General features: G+C 70.9%; 13 protein-coding genes and 2 pseudogenes. 3 read left to right on the plus strand and 12 right to left on the minus strand.

Going from position 1 to position 21440, the window contains the following annotated elements; translation table 11 throughout:
* From B7L92_RS20240 to B7L92_RS20275, 7 genes are all read right to left on the minus strand, one after another.
* Positions 1-1277, minus strand: a 1277-nt coding sequence (locus B7L92_RS20240) for a protein kinase domain-containing protein (RefSeq protein ID WP_159461048.1), incomplete at its 3' end; no start/stop codon positions are given.
* Between the two features lie 46 nt (positions 1278-1323).
* The gene (locus tag B7L92_RS20245) at positions 1324-2646 is read right to left on the minus strand and encodes a S1 family peptidase (protein ID WP_081238930.1); all 1323 of its coding nucleotides are present in this window, start codon (positions 2644-2646) and stop codon (positions 1324-1326) included.
* Between the two features lie 414 nt (positions 2647-3060).
* Complete coding sequence (locus B7L92_RS20255) at positions 3061-3978, minus strand: SDR family oxidoreductase (RefSeq protein WP_081238932.1); 918 nt, start codon at positions 3976-3978, stop codon at positions 3061-3063.
* A gap of 217 nt (positions 3979-4195) precedes the next feature.
* On the minus strand, positions 4196-4990 hold the full coding sequence (locus B7L92_RS20260; protein WP_081238933.1) for an SDR family NAD(P)-dependent oxidoreductase: 795 nt from the start codon (positions 4988-4990) through the stop codon (positions 4196-4198).
* A gap of 289 nt (positions 4991-5279) precedes the next feature.
* Complete coding sequence (locus B7L92_RS20265) at positions 5280-6152, minus strand: cytochrome c biogenesis CcdA family protein (protein WP_081238934.1); 873 nt, start codon at positions 6150-6152, stop codon at positions 5280-5282.
* Positions 6149-6907: a DsbA family protein gene (locus B7L92_RS20270; protein WP_081238935.1), complete on the minus strand. Its 759-nt coding sequence runs from the start codon at positions 6905-6907 to the stop codon at positions 6149-6151. Before B7L92_RS20270 ends, B7L92_RS20265 begins: the two co-directional genes overlap by 4 nt.
* 50 nt (positions 6908-6957) lie before the next feature.
* Positions 6958-7452 carry a hypothetical protein gene (locus B7L92_RS20275; protein ID WP_081238936.1) on the minus strand — a complete coding sequence of 165 codons (495 nt, stop codon included), beginning with the start codon at positions 7450-7452 and terminating at the stop codon, positions 6958-6960.
* A gap of 827 nt (positions 7453-8279) precedes the next feature.
* Between B7L92_RS20275 and B7L92_RS20285 the strand changes: the two genes are divergently transcribed.
* Positions 8280-8558, plus strand: a complete 279-nt coding sequence (locus tag B7L92_RS20285; RefSeq protein ID WP_081238938.1) for a heavy-metal-associated domain-containing protein — start codon at positions 8280-8282, stop codon at positions 8556-8558.
* Between the two features lie 97 nt (positions 8559-8655).
* Positions 8656-10917 (plus strand): heavy metal translocating P-type ATPase, encoded by a 2262-nt coding sequence (locus tag B7L92_RS20290; protein WP_081238939.1) that lies wholly within the window; start codon positions 8656-8658, stop codon positions 10915-10917.
* Positions 10918-11290: 373 nt separating this feature from the next.
* Here the strand turns inward: B7L92_RS20290 and B7L92_RS20295 are convergent.
* The 3 genes and pseudogenes from B7L92_RS20295 to B7L92_RS20310 form a co-directional block, all read right to left on the minus strand.
* Positions 11291-12172 (minus strand): annotated as a pseudogene (locus B7L92_RS20295) (UvrD-helicase domain-containing protein); the annotation flags it as partial.
* A 99-nt stretch (positions 12173-12271) separates the two neighbouring features.
* Positions 12272-15100 carry a glycosyl hydrolase family 95 catalytic domain-containing protein gene (locus B7L92_RS20300; protein WP_081238940.1) on the minus strand — a complete coding sequence of 943 codons (2829 nt, stop codon included), beginning with the start codon at positions 15098-15100 and terminating at the stop codon, positions 12272-12274.
* A 251-nt stretch (positions 15101-15351) separates the two neighbouring features.
* Positions 15352-16683, minus strand: coding sequence for a poly(ethylene terephthalate) hydrolase family protein (locus B7L92_RS20310; RefSeq protein ID WP_107501545.1), 1332 nt, complete (start codon positions 16681-16683; stop codon positions 15352-15354).
* Positions 16684-17690: 1007 nt separating this feature from the next.
* On the opposite strand from B7L92_RS20310, the pseudogene B7L92_RS20315 reads away from it, so the two are divergent.
* Positions 17691-18386, plus strand: a pseudogene (locus tag B7L92_RS20315) (ATP-binding protein); the annotation flags it as partial.
* Between the two features lie 934 nt (positions 18387-19320).
* On the opposite strand, the gene B7L92_RS20325 reads toward B7L92_RS20315, so the two are convergent.
* Both B7L92_RS20325 and B7L92_RS20330 read right to left on the minus strand, forming a co-directional pair.
* Positions 19321-20850 carry a helix-turn-helix domain-containing protein gene (locus tag B7L92_RS20325; protein ID WP_004982073.1) on the minus strand — a complete coding sequence of 510 codons (1530 nt, stop codon included), beginning with the start codon at positions 20848-20850 and terminating at the stop codon, positions 19321-19323.
* A 64-nt stretch (positions 20851-20914) separates the two neighbouring features.
* Positions 20915-21124, minus strand: coding sequence for a DUF4236 domain-containing protein (locus B7L92_RS20330; protein WP_081238942.1), 210 nt, complete (start codon positions 21122-21124; stop codon positions 20915-20917).
* Positions 21125-21440: the final 316 nt, after the last annotated feature.

The raw sequence follows: 21440 nt of genomic DNA on the forward strand, positions 1-21440 counted from the left end.
AGGGCCGGTGCCACGGGGGGCTCGTACCGGTCGCGGCGGGGGCGGCCCAGCCAGTGCTCGATGCCGGGCACCGTACCGAGCCGGGCGCCGAGCAACTGGGTGGACGGCCGGAAGTAGTCGGAGGGCTCGGGCGGGTCGCTCTTGCCGCGCAGCGCACGGATCTCCCGCAGGGCGCCGCGCAGTTGGCCGACCATCTCACGGGCGTCGGCGAAGCGCCGGTGGGGGTCGGTCCGGACGGCACGGTCGACGACCCGCTCGAAGGAGGCGGTGCCGAGGCCGGGCACCTCGGTGACGGCCCAGCGGGCGAGTTCCCGCAGGGTGACGCCGACGGTGTGCAGGTCGTGGGCGACGGTGGGCACGGCCGACGTCCCGGTCTCGGGCGCCATGTAGTCGGGGGTGACGTGGGCGGGCGGCTGGGTCTGGCCCTGTTCGCGCATGCCGCCGAGATCGATGACCTTGATGCCGTCCCTGTGGTGCACGACGTTGGAGGGCTTCATGTCCCCGTACACGAAGACCCGTTCGCCGTCGGCGTGCAGGTGGTCGAAGGCCTCGAGGATCTGACAGCCGTACGCCGCGACGTGCTCGATGTCGAGGACGGACTCACCGCGCCGGACCTCCTCGACGACTTTCGCGAGGGTGCCGTCACCGACGTCGTCCATGACGATGTAGCCGCCGGTGATCTGACCGGTGTCGTCGCTCCGGGCGACGAAGTCGCGGATCTGCACGATGCGGGGGTGGCGGATGGCGACGAGGTTGCGGCGCTCGACGTCGGCGAGCCGGGCGCCGTCGTGCTCGTACCGGTTGAGCAGTCCCTTGACGGCGACGACGTCACCGAGATGGGTGTCCTCGGCGAGGTAGACCCAGCCCTGGCCGCCGTGCGCGATGGGCCCCATGATCTTGTACTGGTCGCGCAGCGTGTCGCCCTCGGTGAGTTCGGGCCGGTACGAGTAGCGCGCCCCGCAGGCCGGGCAGAACCCCGTGACCGGCACCGGACCCTCGGTGTAGGGCGGGGCGAAGGTGATGCCGCAGTCGGCGGACGAGCAGCCCATGCGGATGCGCAGCGGTGCCTCGGGACGGACGAGGCGTTCCTCGGCGGGGCGGGGCTCCCGCTCGGGGAGGGCGAGGAGTTCGCGGGGGCCGAGTTCCCGCGGGTCCTCGGGCAGGGCGGGCAGCCCGGGGCCGCTCTCCGCGCGGCCGCACACGGCGCAGTGGCCGGTGGGCAGCACGGTGCCGCCGCAGGGGGCTCCGGTGAAGCACCGGTGCGGACAGGTCGTCATCCTCGCGTGGTCCTCCTCCCCGACCCGGGCCGGGCGCAGCACCGCATCACCGGTCCCCCTGGCGGCTCAGGTCGGCGCGCAGGGTCCTGATCAGCGCGCGCAGCCGGGTGAGTTGCTGCTGCGGGTCCCGCACGTCCTCGATCAGGCGGAGCGTGGCCCGGTGCCGGTCGGCCGTCTCGGTCACGGAGCCGAGGGAGGCGCTGTCCACGACGTCGCGGCGGATCGCCCGGCTGAACTCCGCGCGCTGCAGGCGGTCGAGCAGCGTGTCCGCGTGGCGCAGGAGCGCGGGCCGCAGGAGCCGGTCGCGGGACGCGGTCCAGCCGGGGCCGCCCTCGTGGCGGAAGACGAGCAGCAGCCGGAAGCCGAACAACCGCAGCCGGGCCAGGACGTCGATCAGGGGACCGGGCCGGGGCTCCTCGTCGAGACCGTCGACGAGGACCGTGACCGGCCGGACGGGCGCGCGGTCGGCCGCCCGCGCGGGCGGGGGCTTGGCGCCGCGCAGCCAGTCCCAGTACGCCAGGTACTCGCCGGCCGGGAAGGTGACCTGGTCCAAGGCGTGGTCGATGAGGTCCGGCCTGCTGGCGCCGCCGCGGTGGACGACGTGGGCGCGGTGCGTCAGATGGCGCAGCGAGCGGTCCCTGCCGCTGCCCGGAGGCACCACGGTGATCTTCACCGGGTCCTCGTCCGGGTCGTCGAACCACCGGGTCAACCGCTCCTCGAAGCCGTGGTCCCAGGCGTGCGGGCTGCTCAACTCCTTGATGAGCGGCGATAATTCGGCGATGCGGTCGAGGGGGATCAGATAGGAGAAGGAGAGCCGGTTGTCCTCGGGCAGCAGTCTGCCGAGGTCGCCGCGCCAGCTGACGACGAGGCCGACCACACGGGTGGGGCGGCCTTCCCGGGGCCGGGTGCACACGGCGGCGCCGCTGAAGCCGGCGCGCACCACCTCCGCCCTGGTGACGGCGTCGAGCTGCACCCGCTCACCGCTGGCGCCGCCGATGCGCCCCCATAAGCTCATGCCGTCGTCGAAGCCCTCCGCGTAACCGGTCGCGTAGACCTCCATCCCACCCCACAACCCGGTCTCCAGCGGGGCGCGGCGCGCCTGCGGACGGGGACTGTCCAGACGCAGCACGGCGACGTCCTCGCCGCTCGCGCACTCCGGCAGCCAGCCGCCGGGCATGACGCGTGCCGCGACCGGTTCGAGCGCGCTGTTCTCGGCGAACTCCAGCCACATGACGGCGTCCGGGTGGCGCACCACGTGCGCGCAGGTCAGCGCCGTGTACTGGTCGACGAGCACACCGGCACCACAGACGGGGCCGTTCGCGTCCTCGCGCCGCAGCCTGAGTCTCCAGTCCGCACGCAGTTCCCCCATGCTTCCTCACATTACGTGCAAAGCACGGTGCGTCCCTAGACTCGTGAGCCGGGTGGATCGGTCGACCGCCTCGTCGGAGGGCGGCGGCCGGCCCGGCGGGCCGAGCACCCACCGGGCGGTGGAGGCCGCATCCGCGCCGTCGCCCCGGACCGTCTCGACGTCGTCCGCCCGGGGGTGGCCGAGGAGCTTGCCGGGGAAGCGCGTGCTCGGCCTCCCGCCCACCCGGTGCGCCGGACCCGCCCCGCAACGTCTCCCGCCGAAGGCGTCGGGCGGTGTCCGCACCGCCCGCGCACCCACGTCACCGGCTGCCGGCCCAGGGGATGCGGCTCCCGTCACCGGAAGGCGCTCGGCACCGACGGGCTCCGGCACCCGGGCCGGCCGGACGCGTCCGCCGCGCTCGACCGCACCGGTCGGCTACCGCGCGTCCCCGTCCGGCAGGTCCCGGCCGGGCCGGGACCGGGAGGCCCCCCGGCCGGTCCGGCCGTCCGCGCCGAGGACCCCCGTGGCCTCGAACGGCTCGACGGCGGCCAGCCGCGGCAGTTCGCGTCGCGACAGCATCGTCACCACCGAGGGCATCGCGGCGCGGACGAGTTGGGCCGACCGGAGCCAGCCGGGCACGTACACCGACGGGCGGCGCCGTTCGATCGCGGTGACCAGGCGGCCCGCCACGTGCTCGACGGAGTACACCCTGCGCGCCGGCGGCGGCATGTGGCCGCGGAGCTCGCGCAGCACCGCGTACTCGTCCACGTCGCGGACCATGTCGGTGTCGGTCCAGTTGATGTAGGCGATGCCCACGCCCACGCGCCGGTGGGCCACCTCGGCCCGCAGCGCGTGGGCGAAGGACTCGACCCCCGCCTTGGAGGCGCAGTACGCGCTCATCATCGGCGCCGCGCCGATGGAAGCGAGCGACGCGACCTGGAGGAAGTAACCGGAGGTGTCCAGCAGGTCCCCGATGAACGTCCGGGCCGTGGCGGCACTGCCGATGAGGTTCACCTCGACCACCCGGCGCCACACCGCGGGATCGGACTCGGCGAACGGGCCGCCCTCGGCGATGCCCGCGTTGGCGACCACGACGGAGGGAGGGCCGAGCCGCGCGCGGACGTCCTCGCCGGCCCGGGCCAGGCCCCGGTCGTCCGTGACGTCGGCCTCCCAGCACTCGCAGACGCCCGGCAGGGAGCGCTGGACCCGCCTCAGTGTCCGTTCCTCCCGCCCGAGCAGCGCCACCCTCGCTCCCCGAGCGGACAGTTCCCGTGCGATCGCCGCTCCCAGACCGCGTGCCGCTCCGGTCACGACGGCGGTCCTTCCCCGCAGAGGACTCTCGGTGACCGGCACGGCGGCTCCTCTCACGCGGCGCGGACGGCGCTCTCCCGACCACCGTAAACACGGACGAGGCCGACGGCATGCCGACGGCCGCGCTCCCGCCCCGCGCCCGAAGGCCACGGGCGGGGCTCCGGGCGGTCCGGGCGGTCCGGGCGGTCCTCGGGCACCCGTGGCCCTCACGGCTCGGCGCGCCGCCGCGACCGGGTCCGTGCGACGCGAGGCGGACGAGCTAGGGAAGCATGGCGCGGCGTCCGGGTGCGACGGAGGACTGCATGGTCATGCCTCCGTCGACCACCAGGAGCTGGCCGGTGAGGTAGCGGGACTCGTCGGAGGCGAGGAAGACCATGGTGTGGCCGATGTCCTCGGGGGAGCCGAGGTAGGGGAGGGCGTTGCCGCTCCTCAGGCTGTCGACGACCTCCTGGGGGAGGTTGTCCTCCAGGGCGGGGGTCATCACGGCGCCGGGCGCGATGGCGTTGCAGCGGATGTTCCGGGGCCCGTACTGGGTGGCGACGGACTTGGTGATGCTGACCACGGCGGCCTTGACGGCGCCGTAGGAGGTCTGGAGGACGTCACCGACGAGTGCGGCGACGGACGCGGTGTTGATGATCGAGCCGCCGCCGGCGCGGATCATGTGGGGAACGGCGTACCGGGAGCCCAGGAGGGTGCTGCGCACGTTGAGGTTGACCGCCCGGTCGAACTCGGCCATGTCCATGCGGAGCAGGTCGAGGTCGGTGCGGGGGTCGGTGCCGCCGACGTGGTTGCACAGGACGTGCAGGGCACCGTACGCGTCGACGGTGGCGGTGATCAGGTCGGCGATGGAGTCCTCCTCGAGGACGTTCACCCCGAGGGGCAGGGCCTGGCCGCCCGCGGCGGTGATGAGGTCGGAGGTCTCCCGGGCCGCCTGCGTGTCGTGGTCGGCGACGACGACGCGGGCGCCCTCCCTGCTCATGAGTTCGGCGGCGGCGCGGCCGATGCCGCTTCCGGCTCCGGTGATGACGGCCACCTTGTCCTGCAGACGGTTCATGGTGGTGCTCCTCGCTGGTGGGGGATGCCCGTGTGGGTTCAGTGCTTCCCGGTCGCGGCCGGCTTCCCGCTCGGCGTACTGCAACCGGCGCCGCCGCCGTTCCGCCCCGGCCACACGCCAGGCGACCGCCTCGGCAGCCCCCCGCGGCCAGTTCGGGCCCGCTTCTGAGGCTCGCCGCCCCGCGCGACCGCCCCACCACGGCACCGTCACCGTGTCCGCAACGACGGTGGCCCCGGGGTGTTCCCCGGGGCCACCGCCTGCGCGACCGCTCGGGCGAACGGAGAGAGCGTCAGTCGCCCGCCACCGGATCGGAGGCAGGCTCACCGGTTCCGTCCTGCGCACGTGCGCGGTCCGACCGCAGCAGAACGGTCAGAGCCGCCAGAGCACCGACCCCCGCGAGGACGAGCAGCACGACACGGTCGGAGACCGCGCCACCGACACCCGACAACCACTCCTCCAGGGCGAACTCGCTGTCCACGCTCAACAGCGACGGCAGCGCCGACGTCCCGTCGAACGCCAGGAACGCGGCTCCCAGGACGATGAACAGCGTGCCGCCGACCAGAGACGTGCTGTGCAGTGACAGACGCCCCACGGTCAGCGTCCTCCCGCGCAGCCACCGCTTCCTGCCGAGGTCGAAGCGGTCCCACAGGCAGGCCAGCACGAACATCGGCAGGGCCATCCCGAGCGCGTAGACGGCGAGCAGCAGCCCACCGTGTGCGGGGTCCCCGCCCACGGCGGCGACCGTGAGGATCCCGCCGAGGATCGGCCCGGCACAGAATCCGGCCAGCCCGTACACCGCGCCCAACACCACGACGGACACCGCCGATCCCGAGCGTCGCGTCCCGGCGGCCTGCTGGAGACGGCGTGAGCCGAACCCCAGACCGAGGATCTGGGCGGCTCCCAGCACGATGACGGTCCAGCCGCCGACGGTGACCAGCACGTCACGGTGCCCGTAGAACAGGCGGCTGGCGAAAGCCCCGGCAACTCCCAGCGGCACCAGCGTGGTGCACAGTCCCGCGTAGAACAGCGCCGTGCGCGCCACCAGCCTGGTGCGGTTGCTGAAGGAGTAGGCGAAGAACGCCGGCAACAGCAGGGCGCTGCACGGACTGAGCAGAGCGAGCAGCCCGCCGCCGAACGCCACCAGCAGCCCCACCTCGCTCATCGCCCGGCCGCTTCCGCCGCCGCGTCGACGGCCTCCTTGAAGGTGTCCGTGGGCTGCGCGCCCAGAACCGGCCGACCGTTCACCAGGAACGCCGGTGTGCTGGCGACCCCCAGTGCGTAGCCCTCCTCCCGATCGCGTCGCACGGCCTCACGGGCTTCGGCGGACGCCATGTCCGCCCGGAACCGGCCGATGTCGGCGACGCCTGCCTCCCGGGCCATGCCGACGAGCCGGTCCCGGCTGAACTCGTCGGCGTTCCGCGCACGCGGCTTGCCGTACACCACGTCGTGGAACTCCCAGAACTTCTGCTGCCGGCCGGCCGCCCAGCCCGCCAGGGCGACCCGCTCCGACTCCTCGCCGAAGACGGGAAAGTTGCGCCACTCGATCCGCAGAACGCCCTTGTCGACGTACGAGCGCAGCAGTTCGGGCTTGGTCTCCCGGGCGAACTTCCCGCAGAACGGACACTGGAAGTCGGAGTACTCGATCATCACGACCGGAGCATCGGCCCGGCCGATCGCCAGGGCGTCCGACGGCTCACGACGCGCCAGGGCCAGCAGGCCGTCGTCGACCGGTGGCATCCGGCCGGGCTCGCTCACGACGGCCGGAGGCTGCTCGGACCGCGTACCGCCCCCACTGCTCGTGCTGTCCAGGGTGAGGGCGAAAACCGCGGTCGCCGCCGCTACGACGAGGGCAGCGGAGGCCAGAACGGTCCGTCGACGGCCTGTACGGGGTGAACGCGGAGTGTTGTTGGTGGGCATGACATGCCTCTCCTGATACGGAGGAAGAACGAAAGAAGGGGAGCTCGGCGTCAGGCGGAAGCCGGCACGGGGCATACGGCCTGTGCCGACAATCGGCGCAGCGCGGCTTCGGCGAGCAGGGCAGCGGAGACGAGGGCCACCAGCGGCTGCACGGGGGCCCAGTAGCTGAGCGCCCCGGAGGCGCCGAGCAGCAGCAGGACGATCTTGTTGCAGACCGGGCAGCCGACCGCCAGGAACGACAGCAGACCGCCCAGCCATCCCAGACGGTCGCCGCGCGGGGGTTGCTCCGTTCCGGCCGTGGAGGGCCGGCGCACATAGGTGCTCAGCACGAGGCCGGCCAGGACGGAGGTGACGGCGAGTGCCGGGTAGTTCCACCAGGGCACGGGAACCGACCGGGAGAACAGCGGGCTGGGGACCACATCGGTCGGCACGCCGATCACCACCGCGGTCATCAGCGCCCCGGCCCCGGCCGTGGCCCACTGCCGGGGCCGCCAACCGCGTAGCGCCGTACCCGCCCGGCTCAGTGAGCGCGCGGAAGAGGACATGTTCGGTTACTCCGTTCTACGGGATTCAGGGACACGACGCGGTGGTCGGCCTAGATCCGCAGAACGGAGAGAAGCGCGAGGGAGAGGGGTGGTGCGGGCCCCGCGGGCGGGGGCCGGGAACCGAAGGCGGACCTCGGTGCGGAGGCCGGCTCCCGGGGGGACGGGCAGGACGCGGCAGCCACGGGGGAATGGCCGTCGGCGCGGGGGGCGCTCTGCTCGAGAACCGCCTTCTTGCCGCACGGCGGCGCGGAGACGTCACCTTCCGCGACATCTTCCGCGACGCGTGAGACCTGCCCCTGAAGCCGCACCTGTTCGGCGCCGACGGAGAACCCGGTCTGCGTGACTCCGTGCTCGGCACGCTCCGCTTGGCGGGACACGCACAACAGCGCCACCACGGCGACGAGCAGGCCCAGCAGGACGCCGAAACCGGCGAACGCCGGTCCACGTGCCGCTGGCCGCCTCATCATCACCCATCCACAGGTCGTATGCGCACGGCCACCATAAGCCAGCCGATCCGGCTCCCCCGCACCCCCCGCTTTCCCCGTGTCCGCGTCCGTCTCGTCCCCGGCACCGCTTCCTCCTCTGCTGCTGTCGGCGTGCGCAGCGCGGACCGCCTCCAGCCCGCCCGCTCTACGCCGGTGGTCATGAGGGCTTTTTCTCCGCGGCGTCGCGCCTTCCGTGGCTGACATCCTCGACCTTGGTACCCCGTAGGGGTATGGGGAGGAGTGCGGGGGACGCTTGCCATGCATACCCCGAGGGGGTATATCTATGAATGTCATCGGTACCCCCCAGGGGTACCTGTCCGCTCGCATTCCTCAGGAGGAACCATGTCCTGCTGCACCCCCGACGGGGGCTGCTCCACCGGCACCGTCCCGGTCGAGGTCACCACGGGCAACACCACCGTCTACCACGTCTCCGGAATGACGTGCGGGCACTGCAAGGCCACGCTCACCCAGGAGATCGGCGCCCTGGACGGCGTCCTGGCGGTGGACGTCGACGTCGAGGCCGGCCGGGTCTCCGTCACCACCTCGAGCGAGCCCGACGACGCGCTGCTGACGAAGGTCGTCGACGACGCCGGCTACGAGCTCGTCGGCCGCGCGGCCTGAAGGCTACGCCTGCCTGCCGGGCCCGCCCCCGGGCCCGGCTCCTTCTCTCCGTTCTTTGCACACCCACTTTCTTGCACACCCAACCCGAGGAGCGGTGATGGCCACCACGGTCCCCGACACAGCCGAGGTCGAACTCGCCATCGGCGGTATGACCTGCGCCTCGTGCGCGGCCCGGATCGAGAAGAAGCTCAACCGGATGGACGGGGTCACCGCCACCGTCAACTACGCCACCGAAAAGGCGAAGGTCACCTTCGACGCGGACGTCACCGTCGACGACCTGATCGCCACCGTCGAGGCCACCGGCTACACCGCCCGCGAACCCCGGCCGGAATCCGCGCGCGGCGCCGCCGGTCCCGGCCAGGACGACGAGTCGGGCCAGGACGACGAACTGCGGCCGCTGCGGCAGCGGTTGGTCACGGCGGTGCTGCTGTCGGTGCCCGTCGTCGCGATGGCGATGGTGCCGGCCCTGCAGTTCGAGTACTGGCAGTGGCTGTCGCTGACCCTGGCGGCGCCGGTCGTCACCTACGCCGCCTGGCCCTTCCACCGGGCCGCCTTCACCAACGCGCGGCACGGCGCGGCCACCATGGACACGTTGATCTCGGTCGGCACCTCGGCGGCGTTCCTGTGGTCGCTGTGGGCGCTGTTCTTCGGCACCGCGGGCACCCCGGGCATGACCCACCCCTTCGAGCTGACCATCGCCCGCACCGACGGCGCCGGGAACATCTACCTGGAGGCCGCCGCCGGCGTGACCGCGGCCGTCCTGGCCGGCCGCTACTTCGAGGCCCGCGCCAAGCGCAAGGCCGGTGCCGCCCTGCGGGCGCTGCTGGAGCTGGGCGCGAAGGACGTCACCGTGCTGCGCGGCGGCCGCGAGGAGCAGATCCCGGTCGGCGAGCTGCGGGTCGGCGACCGCTTCCTGGTCCGTCCGGGCGAGAAGATCGCCACCGACGGCACGGTCGTGGAGGGCACCTCCGCAGTCGACGCCTCGATGCTCACCGGCGAGTCGGTCCCGGTGGAGGTGGGCGCCGGGGACGCGGTCACCGGGGCGACCGTGAACGCGGGCGGCCGCCTGGTCGTGGAGGCCACCCGGGTCGGCGCCGACACCCAGCTCGCCCGGATGGCCAAGCTGGTGGAGGACGCGCAGAACGGCAAGGCCGCCGCCCAGCGCCTGGCCGACAGGATCTCCGCCGTCTTCGTCCCCGTGGTCATCGCCCTGGCCCTGGGCACCCTCGGCTTCTGGCTGGGCAACGGCGCCGGACTCACCGCCGCCTTCACCGCCGCCGTGGCGGTGCTGATCATCGCCTGCCCGTGCGCCCTGGGTCTGGCCACGCCCACCGCGCTGATGGCCGGCACCGGGCGCGGCGCCCAGCTCGGCATCCTGATCAAGGGCCCGGAGGTGCTGGAGAGCACCCGCAAGGTCGACACCGTCGTGCTGGACAAGACCGGCACCGTCACCACCGGCAAGATGACCCTGCTCGCCGTCCACACCGCCGACGGCACCGGCGAGGACGAGGTGCTGCGGCTGGCGGGCGCGCTGGAGCACGCCTCCGAACACCCGATCGCCCGGGCGGTGGCCGCGGGCGCCGCCGAGCGGGTCGGCGACCTGCCGACCCCGGAGGACTTCGCCAACGTGCCCGGCCTCGGCGTGCAGGGAGTGGTCGACGGTCACGCGGTCCTGGTGGGCCGGACCAAGCTGCTCGCCGAGTGGGCCATGGAACTGCCGTCCGGCCTGGCGCGCGCCAAGGCGGATGCCGAGGCCGCGGGCCGCACCGCGATCGCGGTCGCCTGGGACGGCGAGGCCAGGGCGGTCCTCGAGGTCGCCGACGCGGTCAAGCCCACCAGCGCCGAGGCCGTCACCCGGCTGCGCGCCCTGGGCCTGACCCCGATCCTGCTCACCGGCGACAACCAGGCCGTCGCCGATGCGGTGGCCGCCGAGGTCGGCATCGACCAGGTGATCGCCGAGGTCATGCCCGAGGACAAGGTCGACGTCGTCAAGCGGCTGCAGAGCGAGGGCCGTTCGGTCGCCATGGTCGGCGACGGCGTCAACGACGCCGCCGCGCTCGCCCGGGCCGACCTCGGGCTGGCCATGGGCACCGGCACCGACGCCGCCATTGAGGCCGGCGACCTCACCCTGGTCCGCGGCGACCTGCGCGCCGCCGCCGACGCCATCCGGCTGGCCCGCAGGACGCTGGGCACCATCCGGTCCAACCTGTTCTGGGCCTTCGCCTACAACGTCGCCGCCCTGCCGCTGGCCGCGGCCGGACTGCTCAACCCGATGATCGCCGGAGCCGCCATGGCGTTCTCCTCCGTCTTCGTCGTCGGCAACTCCCTGCGCCTGCGCACTTTCAAGGCCGCCGTCTGAGACCCCGCCCGCACCCCGCGGACGAGGGGCGGACCCGACCCACCGGGCCCGCCCCTCGTCCGCGTACCTGCTCCCCGGAGGGGCAGCCGCTCGGACACACGCGAGGCCGCGTGCGCGATTTCGTCCACCGCGAGCAGCGCGGGCCCGTGCCGGGCGAGCACGGCCGGGGCAGCGTGTTCCGCCCCGAGCAGGGGCGTGGGCCGTCGGTCATGACGCTCGTCCGACGCTCCGGGTGCCCGCACGCGGGGCAGTGAGCCGGGAAAAGGCCCTGACCCGGCCCCTTTCCCGGACTCGCTCCGGCCCACAGGATGACAACCACTCTTTAAGCCCTATAACGGGCGGGCCAGGGCCGAAACCTGCTGAAGGCCGAGTGTCACCCGCCGCTGTGCTCCGTTTTCACCCACGAGCTGTCGAGGAACGGGCTGGGCCTGCCGTGCCAGAAGACGTCCACGCTGTCGCGTGCCCGGGTCACGGCCACGAAGAGCAGGGATCTGGCCCGCTGCATCTCGTGCCGGTAGCGGGTGGGTTCGCGGTCACGCAGCCGACTCACGTCCGTACGCGGAACGAGCCCGTCGGTCACGCCCGCGATGATCATCCGCTGGTACTCCAGTCCCTTGAACCGGAACATCGTGCCGATGTGCACACCGCCGGAGCCGTTCGGTCCGTCGGAGCGGATCTCCACGGAGTCGATGCCGTGCAGCTTCAGCGTGTACCCCGTCTCGGTCGCCATCTGATTGGTCGGGACGCACACCGCGATCTGCTCGTGCGGGACGGCCGTGTCCGGGTCCGCGTCCCACCCCGCGATCAGCGCGGCCACGCCCTCCCGCTCGGCCTCCCAGTCCGGGAAGGCGTGCCCGGCGGGGAGCCCGCCGTTGAGCACCGACCGGTATCCGGCGAGAGTCTCCGTACCGCCGTCGAGATCGTCGTAGGTGGTCTCGCCCAGGACTCCGAGGGCCGAGCGCAGGATCTGCCGTGTGGTGCGGTAGCTGAGGGTCAGCTTCGTGGACCGACCGCGGATGTTGACGCCCAGACTGCCGAGCGTCACCTGGTTCTTGTAGATGCGTTGGTGGGTGTCGCCCACCAGGAACAGGTCGTCCGACGTGCGGGGGGCCATGGCACGCAGCATCTTCCAGTGGGCGGGGCGCAGGTCCTGGGCCTCGTCCACCACGATGTGGCGATAGCGGTGGCGCAGTCGGCCACCGGAGGTGTCCTGCAGGTGGATGCTCAGGAATGCACTTTCGCGTTTCCGCCCCAGAGCCAGCCGTACCCACGTGAAACGGCGAGGTCAGGCCGCGAAAAATCGATTACCGGAGGGCGACTGAGCCGGCCGTGAGCACGGTCCGCCTGGTGGCAGTCATCCGGTGGTCAGGTCGAACGATTCCCAGAGGCCGATCGCGGTGCGGTTGGCTGTCAGAGGGGCGGCTCCGCCGTTCTCCGCGCAGACATACCGACTGTTGGCCTGGGCTCGCAGACTGACGGTGCCATCGGTGTTGTTCACGCGCTGGAAGGTCTCCCAGAGGCCGATCGCGGTGCGGTTGGCGATGAGTGGGTCGGCTCCGGCGTTCTCCGCGCAGACGTACTGGCCGTTCGCGTGGGACCGCAGTGCGAGTGCGCCGTTCCCGAGGTCGATCAGATCGAAGCGCTCCCCGGCACCGATCGTCGTGCGGTTGGCGGTCAGTGCGGACGAACCGTTGGTTCCGGCGCTCACGTACTGGTTGTTGGCCCGGGCACGGAGACTGACGACCGGGGCGGGACGAGGAGACAGCTGATACGTGGTTCCCGCGGCGGCGTCGAAGGAGATCAGGGTGGGCTCCACCCGCTGCACGGACACCGCTTGGCCACCCGTCGACACATCGACCGGGACAGTGGTGCGGACCCGGACGGTGCCGGTGTGCCGGGGGCGCAGGGTGGCCTGGGTGATCACCCCGTTGGCCCAGGTGATGCCGACGGTGTGGCCTCCTCTGGCCACCAGACCGGTGACCTGGCCGCCTGGGAGTTCGGGGGGCAGCGCGGGCAGCAGCTGGACTTCGCCGGCGTGGGATTGCAGCAGCCATTCGGCGATGCCCGCGGTGGCGCCGAAGTTGCCGTCGATCTGGAAAGGGGGGTGCAGACAGAACAGGTTGGGAGCAGTGCGGTCCGGTGTCAGCTGGTCGCGCAGCAGCTTGTAGGAGCGGCGGCCGTCCTCCAGCCGGGCCCAGAAGTTGATCTTCCACGCGAGGGACCAGCCGGTGCCGGCATCGCCGCGCCGTTCAAGGGTGGTGCGGGCCGCCTGAGCCAGGGACGGGGTGCCGCGGACCGTGATCTGGTTGCTGGGGTGCAGGCCGTACAGGTGCGAGACGTGCCGGTGGGTCTGTTCGGGGGCGCCGGCGTCCCAGTCGGCCTGCCACTCCTGGATCTGCCCTTGGGCACCGACCTTGATGGGTGCCAGTCGGCCGCGCAGTGTCAGCACCCGGCTGCGGAAGTCCGCGTCGGTGCCCAGCAGCGTCGAGGCGTCGGCGACCGCCTGGAAGAGATCGCGCAGGATCTGCATGTCCATGGTGGGGCCGGCGCAGACCGAGACACCCCCGTGATGGGAGTTCTCCGGGGAGTTGGACGGGCAGGTGACCATATAGTCGGTGCCCGGATCTTGGACGAGGGTGTTGAGGAAAAACTGCGCGGCTCCCTTGAGGACCGGGTAGCGCCGACGCAGTGCGTCCAGGTCGCCGGTGAAGCGGTAGTGCTCCCAGATGTGCAGTGCCATCCAGGCGCCACCGGTCTGCCACATGCCCCACAGTGCGCCGTCGACCGGTGCGGTGCCACGCCATCCGTCGGTGTTGTGGTGGGTGACCCAGCCACCGGCGCCGTACTGAAGCCGGGCGGTTCGCGCTCCGGCGACGGACAGGTCGTCCAGCATCCGCAGGACCGGTTCCGTCATCTCGGCGAGGTTGGCCGGGCCGGCAGGCCAGTAGTTCATCTCGGTGTTGATGTTGATGGTGTACTTCGAGCTCCACGGCGGGCGGAGCGCGTCATTCCAGATGCCTTGGAGGTTGGCCGGCTGGCTGCCGGGCCGGGAGGAGGAGATCAGCAGGTACCGGCCGAACTGGAAGAAAAGCGTGATCAGTTGCGGGTCATTGCCCGCCGCGAAGCCGGAGACCCGCTGGTCGGTGGGCAGGTCGGCCGCCGAGGTGGTGCCCAGATCCAGACTGGTCCGGCCGAAGTACTGCTGGTAGTCGGCCACATGGCGGGACCACAGCTGGTCGTAGGGCTGGGCGGCCGCGGCGGCCAGTGGGGTGAGCGCACGGCTGTTCTGGTCGGCGTTCAGGTCCGTGTAGGAGTTGTAGTTGGTGCCGATCGAGATCAGCAGAGTCACCGCGTCGGCGTTGCTGACGTTCAGGGTGCCGTTCGAGCTGCTGACCGAGCCGCCGGTGGTGCGCACGGTCGCCAGCGCGCGGAACCGTATCCGGCCGGTGAGTCCGCTCACGCTCTCGCCGGAGCCGTCCAGCGCGATGGTCTGCGGGTCGGGCGAGTTACGGGAACTGGACTGAGGGCTGTCGAAGGTCGCCGAGAACGAGATGCGCCCGGTGGTGTCGGCGGTCAGCCGGACCACGATCACCTGGTCGGCTCCGCTGGCGAAGACCTCCCTGGTGTAGGTGACGCCGTCGCGGGTGTAGCGGGTGAGGGCGACGGCGGCGGTCAGGTCGAGCTCGCGGTGGTAGCCGGTGGCCGTCCCGCCGGAGGGGAAGTTCAGCCGCAGACTGCCCACCGTCTGGTACGGCATCTGGCCCAGCGGCGTGCCCATGAAGGTGCTGTCGATCAGCGACTGGGCGCCGGACCAGTCGCCCGCGAACACCCGGCGTCTGATCTCCGGCAGGTTGGCCAGGCCGCTGGAGTTCGCCGGGTCGTAGGGGCCACCGCCCCAGACTGTGTCCTCGTTGAGCTGAAGCTGTTCACTCTGCACACCGCCGAAGACCATGGCGCCGAGCCTGCCGTTGCCGATCGGCAGCGCCCGGAGCCATTCGCTCGCCGCGCTCGTGTACCACAGGCGCAGCGGGCCCGCGGCCAGGGGCCGGTCGGCCTCGGCCGAGGCGTCGGCAGGAGAGGCAGCGTGCGCGGTCGTGGCGGAGCCGGCGCCGGTGAGGGCACCAGCGGCCACGCCTGCGGCGGAGAGGGCCAGGAAATGTCTGCGATTCGTGTCAGGAGTCATGGTGTGCTCCTGGGTCGGGACGCCGTAGAACGGCGCCGGGAAGAGGGGGATGACCGGGTCGCCCGAGTTCCGGTCGGCTGCCGTGGACGGGGCGTCGGGGAAGAGGTGTCCGCGAAGAGGCGTGCCCGTCCGTTGCGCGAGAAGCTGTTGTCCAGCGCCGCTCCAGGGCCCGAATCGGAGTGGGGCAACAACTTCTGAGCATGCGTATGACGGATCGCCCGCGGGGGTTCGCGCTCCTCGTCCGCGGTCGGTCAGACGTTGATGAGGTCGAACGACTCGGAGGGGCCGATCGTTGTGCGGTTGGCGATGAGCGGGGCGGTTCCGGCGTTCCCGGCGCTGACGTACAGGTTGTTGGCCTGTGCGCGCAGGCTGGTGGTGCCGTCGGAGTTGTTCACGCGCTGGAAGGTCTCCCAGGGGCCGACGGCGGTGCGGTTGGCGATGAGCGCGTTGGCACCGGCGTTCTCGGCGCAGACGTATCGGCCGTTGACGCGGGCGCGCAGTGCGACGGCGCCTCCGCCGAGGTCGAGCAGGTCGAATCGTTCCCAGTCGCCGATGGCGGTGCGGTTGGCGATGAGTGGGTCGGCTCCGGCGTTCTCCGCGCAGACGTACTGGTTGTTGGCCCGGGAGCGGAGGCTGACGATCCGCCCGGTGGGGAGGGGGGTGAGGACGGCTTCCCAGGTGGTGGTGCTGGTGTTGGAGGTGGCGTCGGCGGGGAGGCGGTCGCGGGCGGCGGTGTCGGCGTAGAGACTCCAGCGCATCCAGTCCACGTAGGTGGCGACGGTCTGGGTGTGGTTGTAGCCGCTCCATATGTACTGGTCGTGGCCCGTGCCGCGGTGGGTGAGGAACGCCTTGGGCGCGGGCAGTTCCCCATAGGCCTGGCGCGCGGAGGAGTACTGGCAGATGGGGTCCTGATCGCCGTGGACGAACAGGACGTTGGCCGTGACCGTGGTGCTGGGGTTGCCCATGTCGACACAGGCGAAGGGCGCGGCGGCGGCTATCCGGCTGTCCGGCCAGGCGGTCAGCAGCCCGTGGGTGGTCATGCCGCCCAGCGAGTGACCCGCGACGCCGACGCCGGTGGTGGTGTCGAGGTGCCCGGCGAACGGGTCGCCGGCCGTGGTGTTGAGGGCGAGGGTGTTGGTGATGACCTGGGAGACATCCATGGACTGGTTTCCGTTGTAGACGTCCTGGATGTTGCCCGAGGTGCCGCTGGAGGTGGTGGGGAAGACGGGTGCGGGGACGACGAATCCGGCCTCGGCCAGGGGCCGGACCAGCGGTGCGTAGCTCTCCGGGTTGCCGCCGAGGCCGTGGCTGAACTCGCAGATGGGGAAGACGCCGCCCGCGACGGGGGCGTTGACGACGGGATTGCCGCCCGGGGTGCCGGTGGCGGGGTAGAAGATCCGGGTGGTCAGCCGACGGCTGCCGCGGCTCCAGGCGTACTCTCTCACCCCGATGGCGAAGCGCTGGGTCGGCGCGGCTGCCGGGGCGAGCGAGGATGCCGTTGCCGCGGTGGTGCCGTACGCATGGACGGCGGCCACGGCTCCGGCTGCGCCCAGTCCCAGGAAGGTACGCCTGTTCATGGTCATGTTGTGCTCCTTGTCGGATGGTGCGGGTGGACAGGGGAGTTCCGGGGCTGCGGGTCTGCCAGGAGGCGAGCGGGCCCGCGGGCCCGCGGTTAAAGCCCCCGTCGGTGGGAATTCGCCGGCTTCCACCAACGGAGAGCGGAGCCGCCCGGCCGATCGCGTCTGCTCTCACAAGCGGGCAGCCGTATCGGGCGACCGTTTCCAGCAGGGAGAGCAGGTGGTGGCGAGGCCGGGACGGCAGGGGAGTCGGGCGTAGTCGCCGCCGTCCGGGTTTCAGACCCTGGTAAAGGAGCTGGACGTTTCAGGGGCCGATGGTCATGGTCCGGTCGGTGAAGCCGGTGTACGCCGGACTCCGTGCGCCGGCGGCGCCGACGAGGTGGAGAGCGCCATGACGCGCCGCGTTGGCCGCGTGCACGGTCCGGGCGGCGATGACATCGTGTGACGGCGTGTGATGCTACCCATGGGATTCCTCTTCTGTGTTCGCGCTGGCGCTGAAGTGCGGAAGGCGTCGATCAGTGGAGGTGTACGGGCGGGCGACGCGTGCTGGTGGACCACGGTCCGGAGTCCAGCCGTGCCGGGGGCGTCTCTTGACCGACGCTGGAACCGATGTGAGCAATTGTCTCTTGGGACGTCCCACCGGCCCGCCTGACGATTGTTCGATATATCGTTCAATGTTCGTCGACCTGAACGGAGAGTAGGTTGGGGCTGACGGGGTGTCAATCGCGGGATGTGGCGTCTTACGGTCACATTTTGCGCGGCTCTGAGGCGACGTTCGAATAGGCCGCTCTTGAGTGGAGCGTGAGGAGCTACGAAATACCAACGAAATCCGAAGCGGGTGCCGACGATGCGGGAGATGGTTACCGGTTTATCGGCGCTCCCGCAGGGTGTCACTTCCAAAACTCAACGAAATCGACCTTCCCGCTCGCTGTCCGAAACTGTTCCACGCCAGGAAGGGGAGGCTCCGGACCGCTCTGCGGTCGGCTGCGGCGATCGGCTGATCCAGAACGAGGGATTGCGCCTGCCGCCTGCTGCGGCTGCCCACCATACGAGCCCGGGCCGCCGACACGATCGCCCGGGCCGAACGCGAGGGCCTTGTCCTACACGGGTTTCTCGCCGAGTTGCTGATGGCCGAGTGCGAGGACCGGGATCGGCGTCGGGCCGAACACCGCATCCGGGCGGCTCACTTCCCCCGCGAGAAGTCGCTGCGGGAGTTCGACTACAGCGTCAATCCGAACGTTGATCCTGCGGTCATCCACGATCTCGCCACCTGCGAGTGGATCGCCAAGGGTCACCCGCTGTGTCTGATCGGGGACTCCGGCACGGGCAAGTCGCACCTGTTGATCGCGCTGGGCACCGCAGCCGCCATGGCTGGCTACCGCGTCCGCTACACCACCGCCGCAGCCCTGGTGAACGAGCTGGTCGAAGCGGCCGACGACAAGCAGGTCGACCTTCTCGAAATCGACGAGCTGGGCTACCTCGAGCTCGACCAACGCGGCGCGGAGATGCTCTTCCAGGCCCTCACTGAGCGTGAGGAAAAGAACAGCATCGCGATCGCTTCCAACGAGGCGTTCACTGGCTGGAGCCACCGCCTCACGTTCAACGCCACCATTATCGAGACCGGAATCGAGTCCTACCGCCTGGCCCGCACCAAGGCGCAGAAGATCGACGCCGCGAAGCACACCATCACGATGCCACGGAGTAGCTGAGGTCCGTCGCGGTGAGCGAGGCAGGCACCAAACGCAACCACATCGTGCCTCGTTCGCCTGGATCATCATGCAGGTAGTGCACGAAACGCTCGTCCCACAAAGCCTCGTCCGCACCCAAAAATCTGATGCGCGGAGCTCACCGGTTCCGGAAGTCACGGCCGAGCGCCAAGCCGCTCCAGCTGTTCACCCGCGGCAACGGGTGTAGCGAGCATGTGGAGGCGGCAAAGTTCGTGGCCTGGGCGCTCGCGGTGGCCGGACGCCTTCAGACAACGTCATATGAGCAGAACAGGACAACCTGTCGTACGTGCTCTGATCAGGTTGAATGGCACTCAACAGCGCTATGCGGCACCAGCCGACATGATGGCTCACGGTCTCGTAATGCGCACGTCTCGCTACCTGACCACGTGCACCGACGCACTCCACGCCCTGAGGTGTCCCAAGGGCCTGGTCTTCCGGCAGGCGGCCAAGCCCAACCCCCAAGAGTGAGGCGTGGCAGGGACATCTTTTCAAGCCTGTTCCAGGGGCATTCCGTCGCGTAAGCAGGGAGGGCCCTGGCAGCGCTGAAAGTTACGAGCTCGCTGGTCAGGGCCCACTTTCCTAGTGCTCGATGATGTTGACCGCGAGCCCGCCGCGTTTGGTCTCCTTGTACTTGACCCTCATGTCAGCGTGGTCCATGCCGTTCGAGTGAGAGGGCGCAGGTATCGCTCTCACGGCAATGGTCAAACGGGTCCGTCATCACCGCATGTGACCGCTGCGCTGAGTCCGGCTTCACTGATGGGGCATCAGGTCTTCAAGATCATCTTGCACGTGCGTTGCGCAAGGCGCTGAAAGGCAACAGTGATCAATGGAGGGGCGTGAAGGTGAGTATTCGCAGGTCAGCTTGCATGTTGAGGTGTCGTGCCCCTTGCCTCCGAGGGGCACGACACCACGACGATCAGATGTCCCGGAAGGTCTCGATCTGCGCCCCGATCGAGTTCAGGCGTTCCGCCAGGTCCTCGTAACCGCGGTTGATGACGTACACGTTGCGCAGGACGGACGTGCCCTCCGCCGCCATCATCGCCAGCAGGACGACCACCGCGGGGCGCAGGGCCGGCGGGCACATCATCTCGGCGGCGCGCCAGCGGGTCGGGCCCTCGACCAGGACGCGGTGGGGGTCCAGCAACTGCAGGCGCCCGCCGAGGCGGTTGAGGTCGGTCAGGTAGATCGCGCGGTTGTCGTAGACCCAGTCGTGGATGAGGGTCTTGCCCTGGGCCGCCGCCGCGATCGCCGCGAAGAACGGGACGTTGTCGATGTTCAGGCCGGGGAACGGCATCGGGTGGATCTTGTCGATCGGCGCCTCCAGCTTGGAGGGGCGCACGGTGAGGTCCACCAGCCGGGTGCGGCCGTTGTCGGCGAAGTACTCGGGGGAGCGGTCGTGGTCGAGGCCCATCTCCTCCAGGACCGCCAGCTCGATCTCCAGGAACTCGATGGGCACCCGGCGCACCGTCAGTTCCGACTCGGTGACGACGGCGGCGGCCACCAGGCTCATCGCCTCGACCGGGTCCTCGGAGGGGGAGTAGTCCACGTCGACGTCGATGGTGGGCACGCCGTGCACGGTGAGCGTGGTGGTGCCGATGCCGTCGACCTTGACGCCCAGGGCCTCCAGGAAGAAGCACAGGTCCTGGACCATGTAGTTGGAGGAGGCGTTGCGGATGACGGTGGTGCCGTCGTGCCGGGCGGCGGCGAGCAGCGCGTTCTCGGTGACGGTGTCCCCGCGCTCGGTCAGCACGATCGGGCGGTCGGGGCGGACGGCGCGGTCCACCACCGCGTGGTACTGGCCCTCGGTCGCGGCGATGTCCAGGCCGAACCGGCGCAGCGCGATCATGTGCGGCTCGACGGTGCGCGTGCCGAGGTCGCAGCCGCCGGCGTAGGGCAGCATGAAGCGGTCCGTGCGGTGCAGCAGCGGGCCGAGGAACATGATGATGGAGCGGGTGCGGCGGGCGGCGTCCGCGTCGATGGCCGCGAGGTCCAGCTCGGCCGGGGGGACGATCTCCAGGTCGACGCCGTCGTTGATCCACCGGGTGCGCACGCCGATGGAGTGCAGCACCTCGAGGAGGCGGTACACCTCCTCGATGCGGGCCACGCGCCGCAGCACCGTGCGCCCCTTGTTGAGCAGCGAGGCGCACAGCAGTGCCACGCACGCGTTCTTGCTCGTCTTCACGTCGATGGCCCCGGAGAGCCGGCGGCCGCCCACCACGCGCAGGTGCATCGGCCCGGCGTAGCCCAGGGAGACGATCTCGCTGTCGAGTGCCTCTCCTATACGGGCGATCATCTCAAGGCTGATGTTCTGGTTCCCGCGCTCGATGCGGTTGACGGCGCTCTGACTGGTGCCGAGTGCCTCGGCGAGCTGCGCCTGCGTCCAGCCACGGTGCTGCCGGGCGTCACGGATGAGCCTGCCGATGCGTACGAGGTAGTCGTCTGCCATGGGGTTGAGGCTATCTCAGATATGAGATGGCACCTCTTGGGGGGTCCATTCGGGTGACGTGATGTCAGTATCCCCTGCCGCGCCCCTTGCTGTGGCGGGTGCGACGCCATCCGAAAGGTCCGGGCAAATCCATCGATGTCGTACGACGTCCGGTGCTGCTCCGGGTGTAGCGCGGCCCGTTCCTGCTGCCCGTGGTGATGGACCACGAGCGCTTGTTGATGTTCAGCCGCACTCCCGGGAGGATCCGAAAGCTCTTGCGAAAAGTGAGCGGCATCCTGCCTCCCTCCGTATTCCGTGCCGTGGGAAGTGACCCTGTCTCAGCTCGGTTACCCCGCCGGGGCGGGGTCATGGGGGTGCGCGGCCGAGTCTCGTGGGCGGATCGGGCGGTCCGGCCGGGTGGGTCGGACCGTCCGGCTGGACGGGTCGGAGCGTCCGGCGCTCCGGAGGGCGGCCGGCGCGCTGCGCCGGGTCGGGCCGGTCCGCCCGCGGTGGCGCCGGCGGGGTGGATCGGCGGCGCGGCGGGGCGTGAGGTGGCCGGACCGGGGCCGTGGTGCGGCCGGGTCGGGGCGGCGGGAGCGGGTGGATGAGGC

The organism is Streptomyces viridosporus, assembly GCF_002078235.1.
In the GTDB taxonomy this organism is placed as follows: domain Bacteria; phylum Actinomycetota; class Actinomycetes; order Streptomycetales; family Streptomycetaceae; genus Streptomyces; species Streptomyces viridosporus.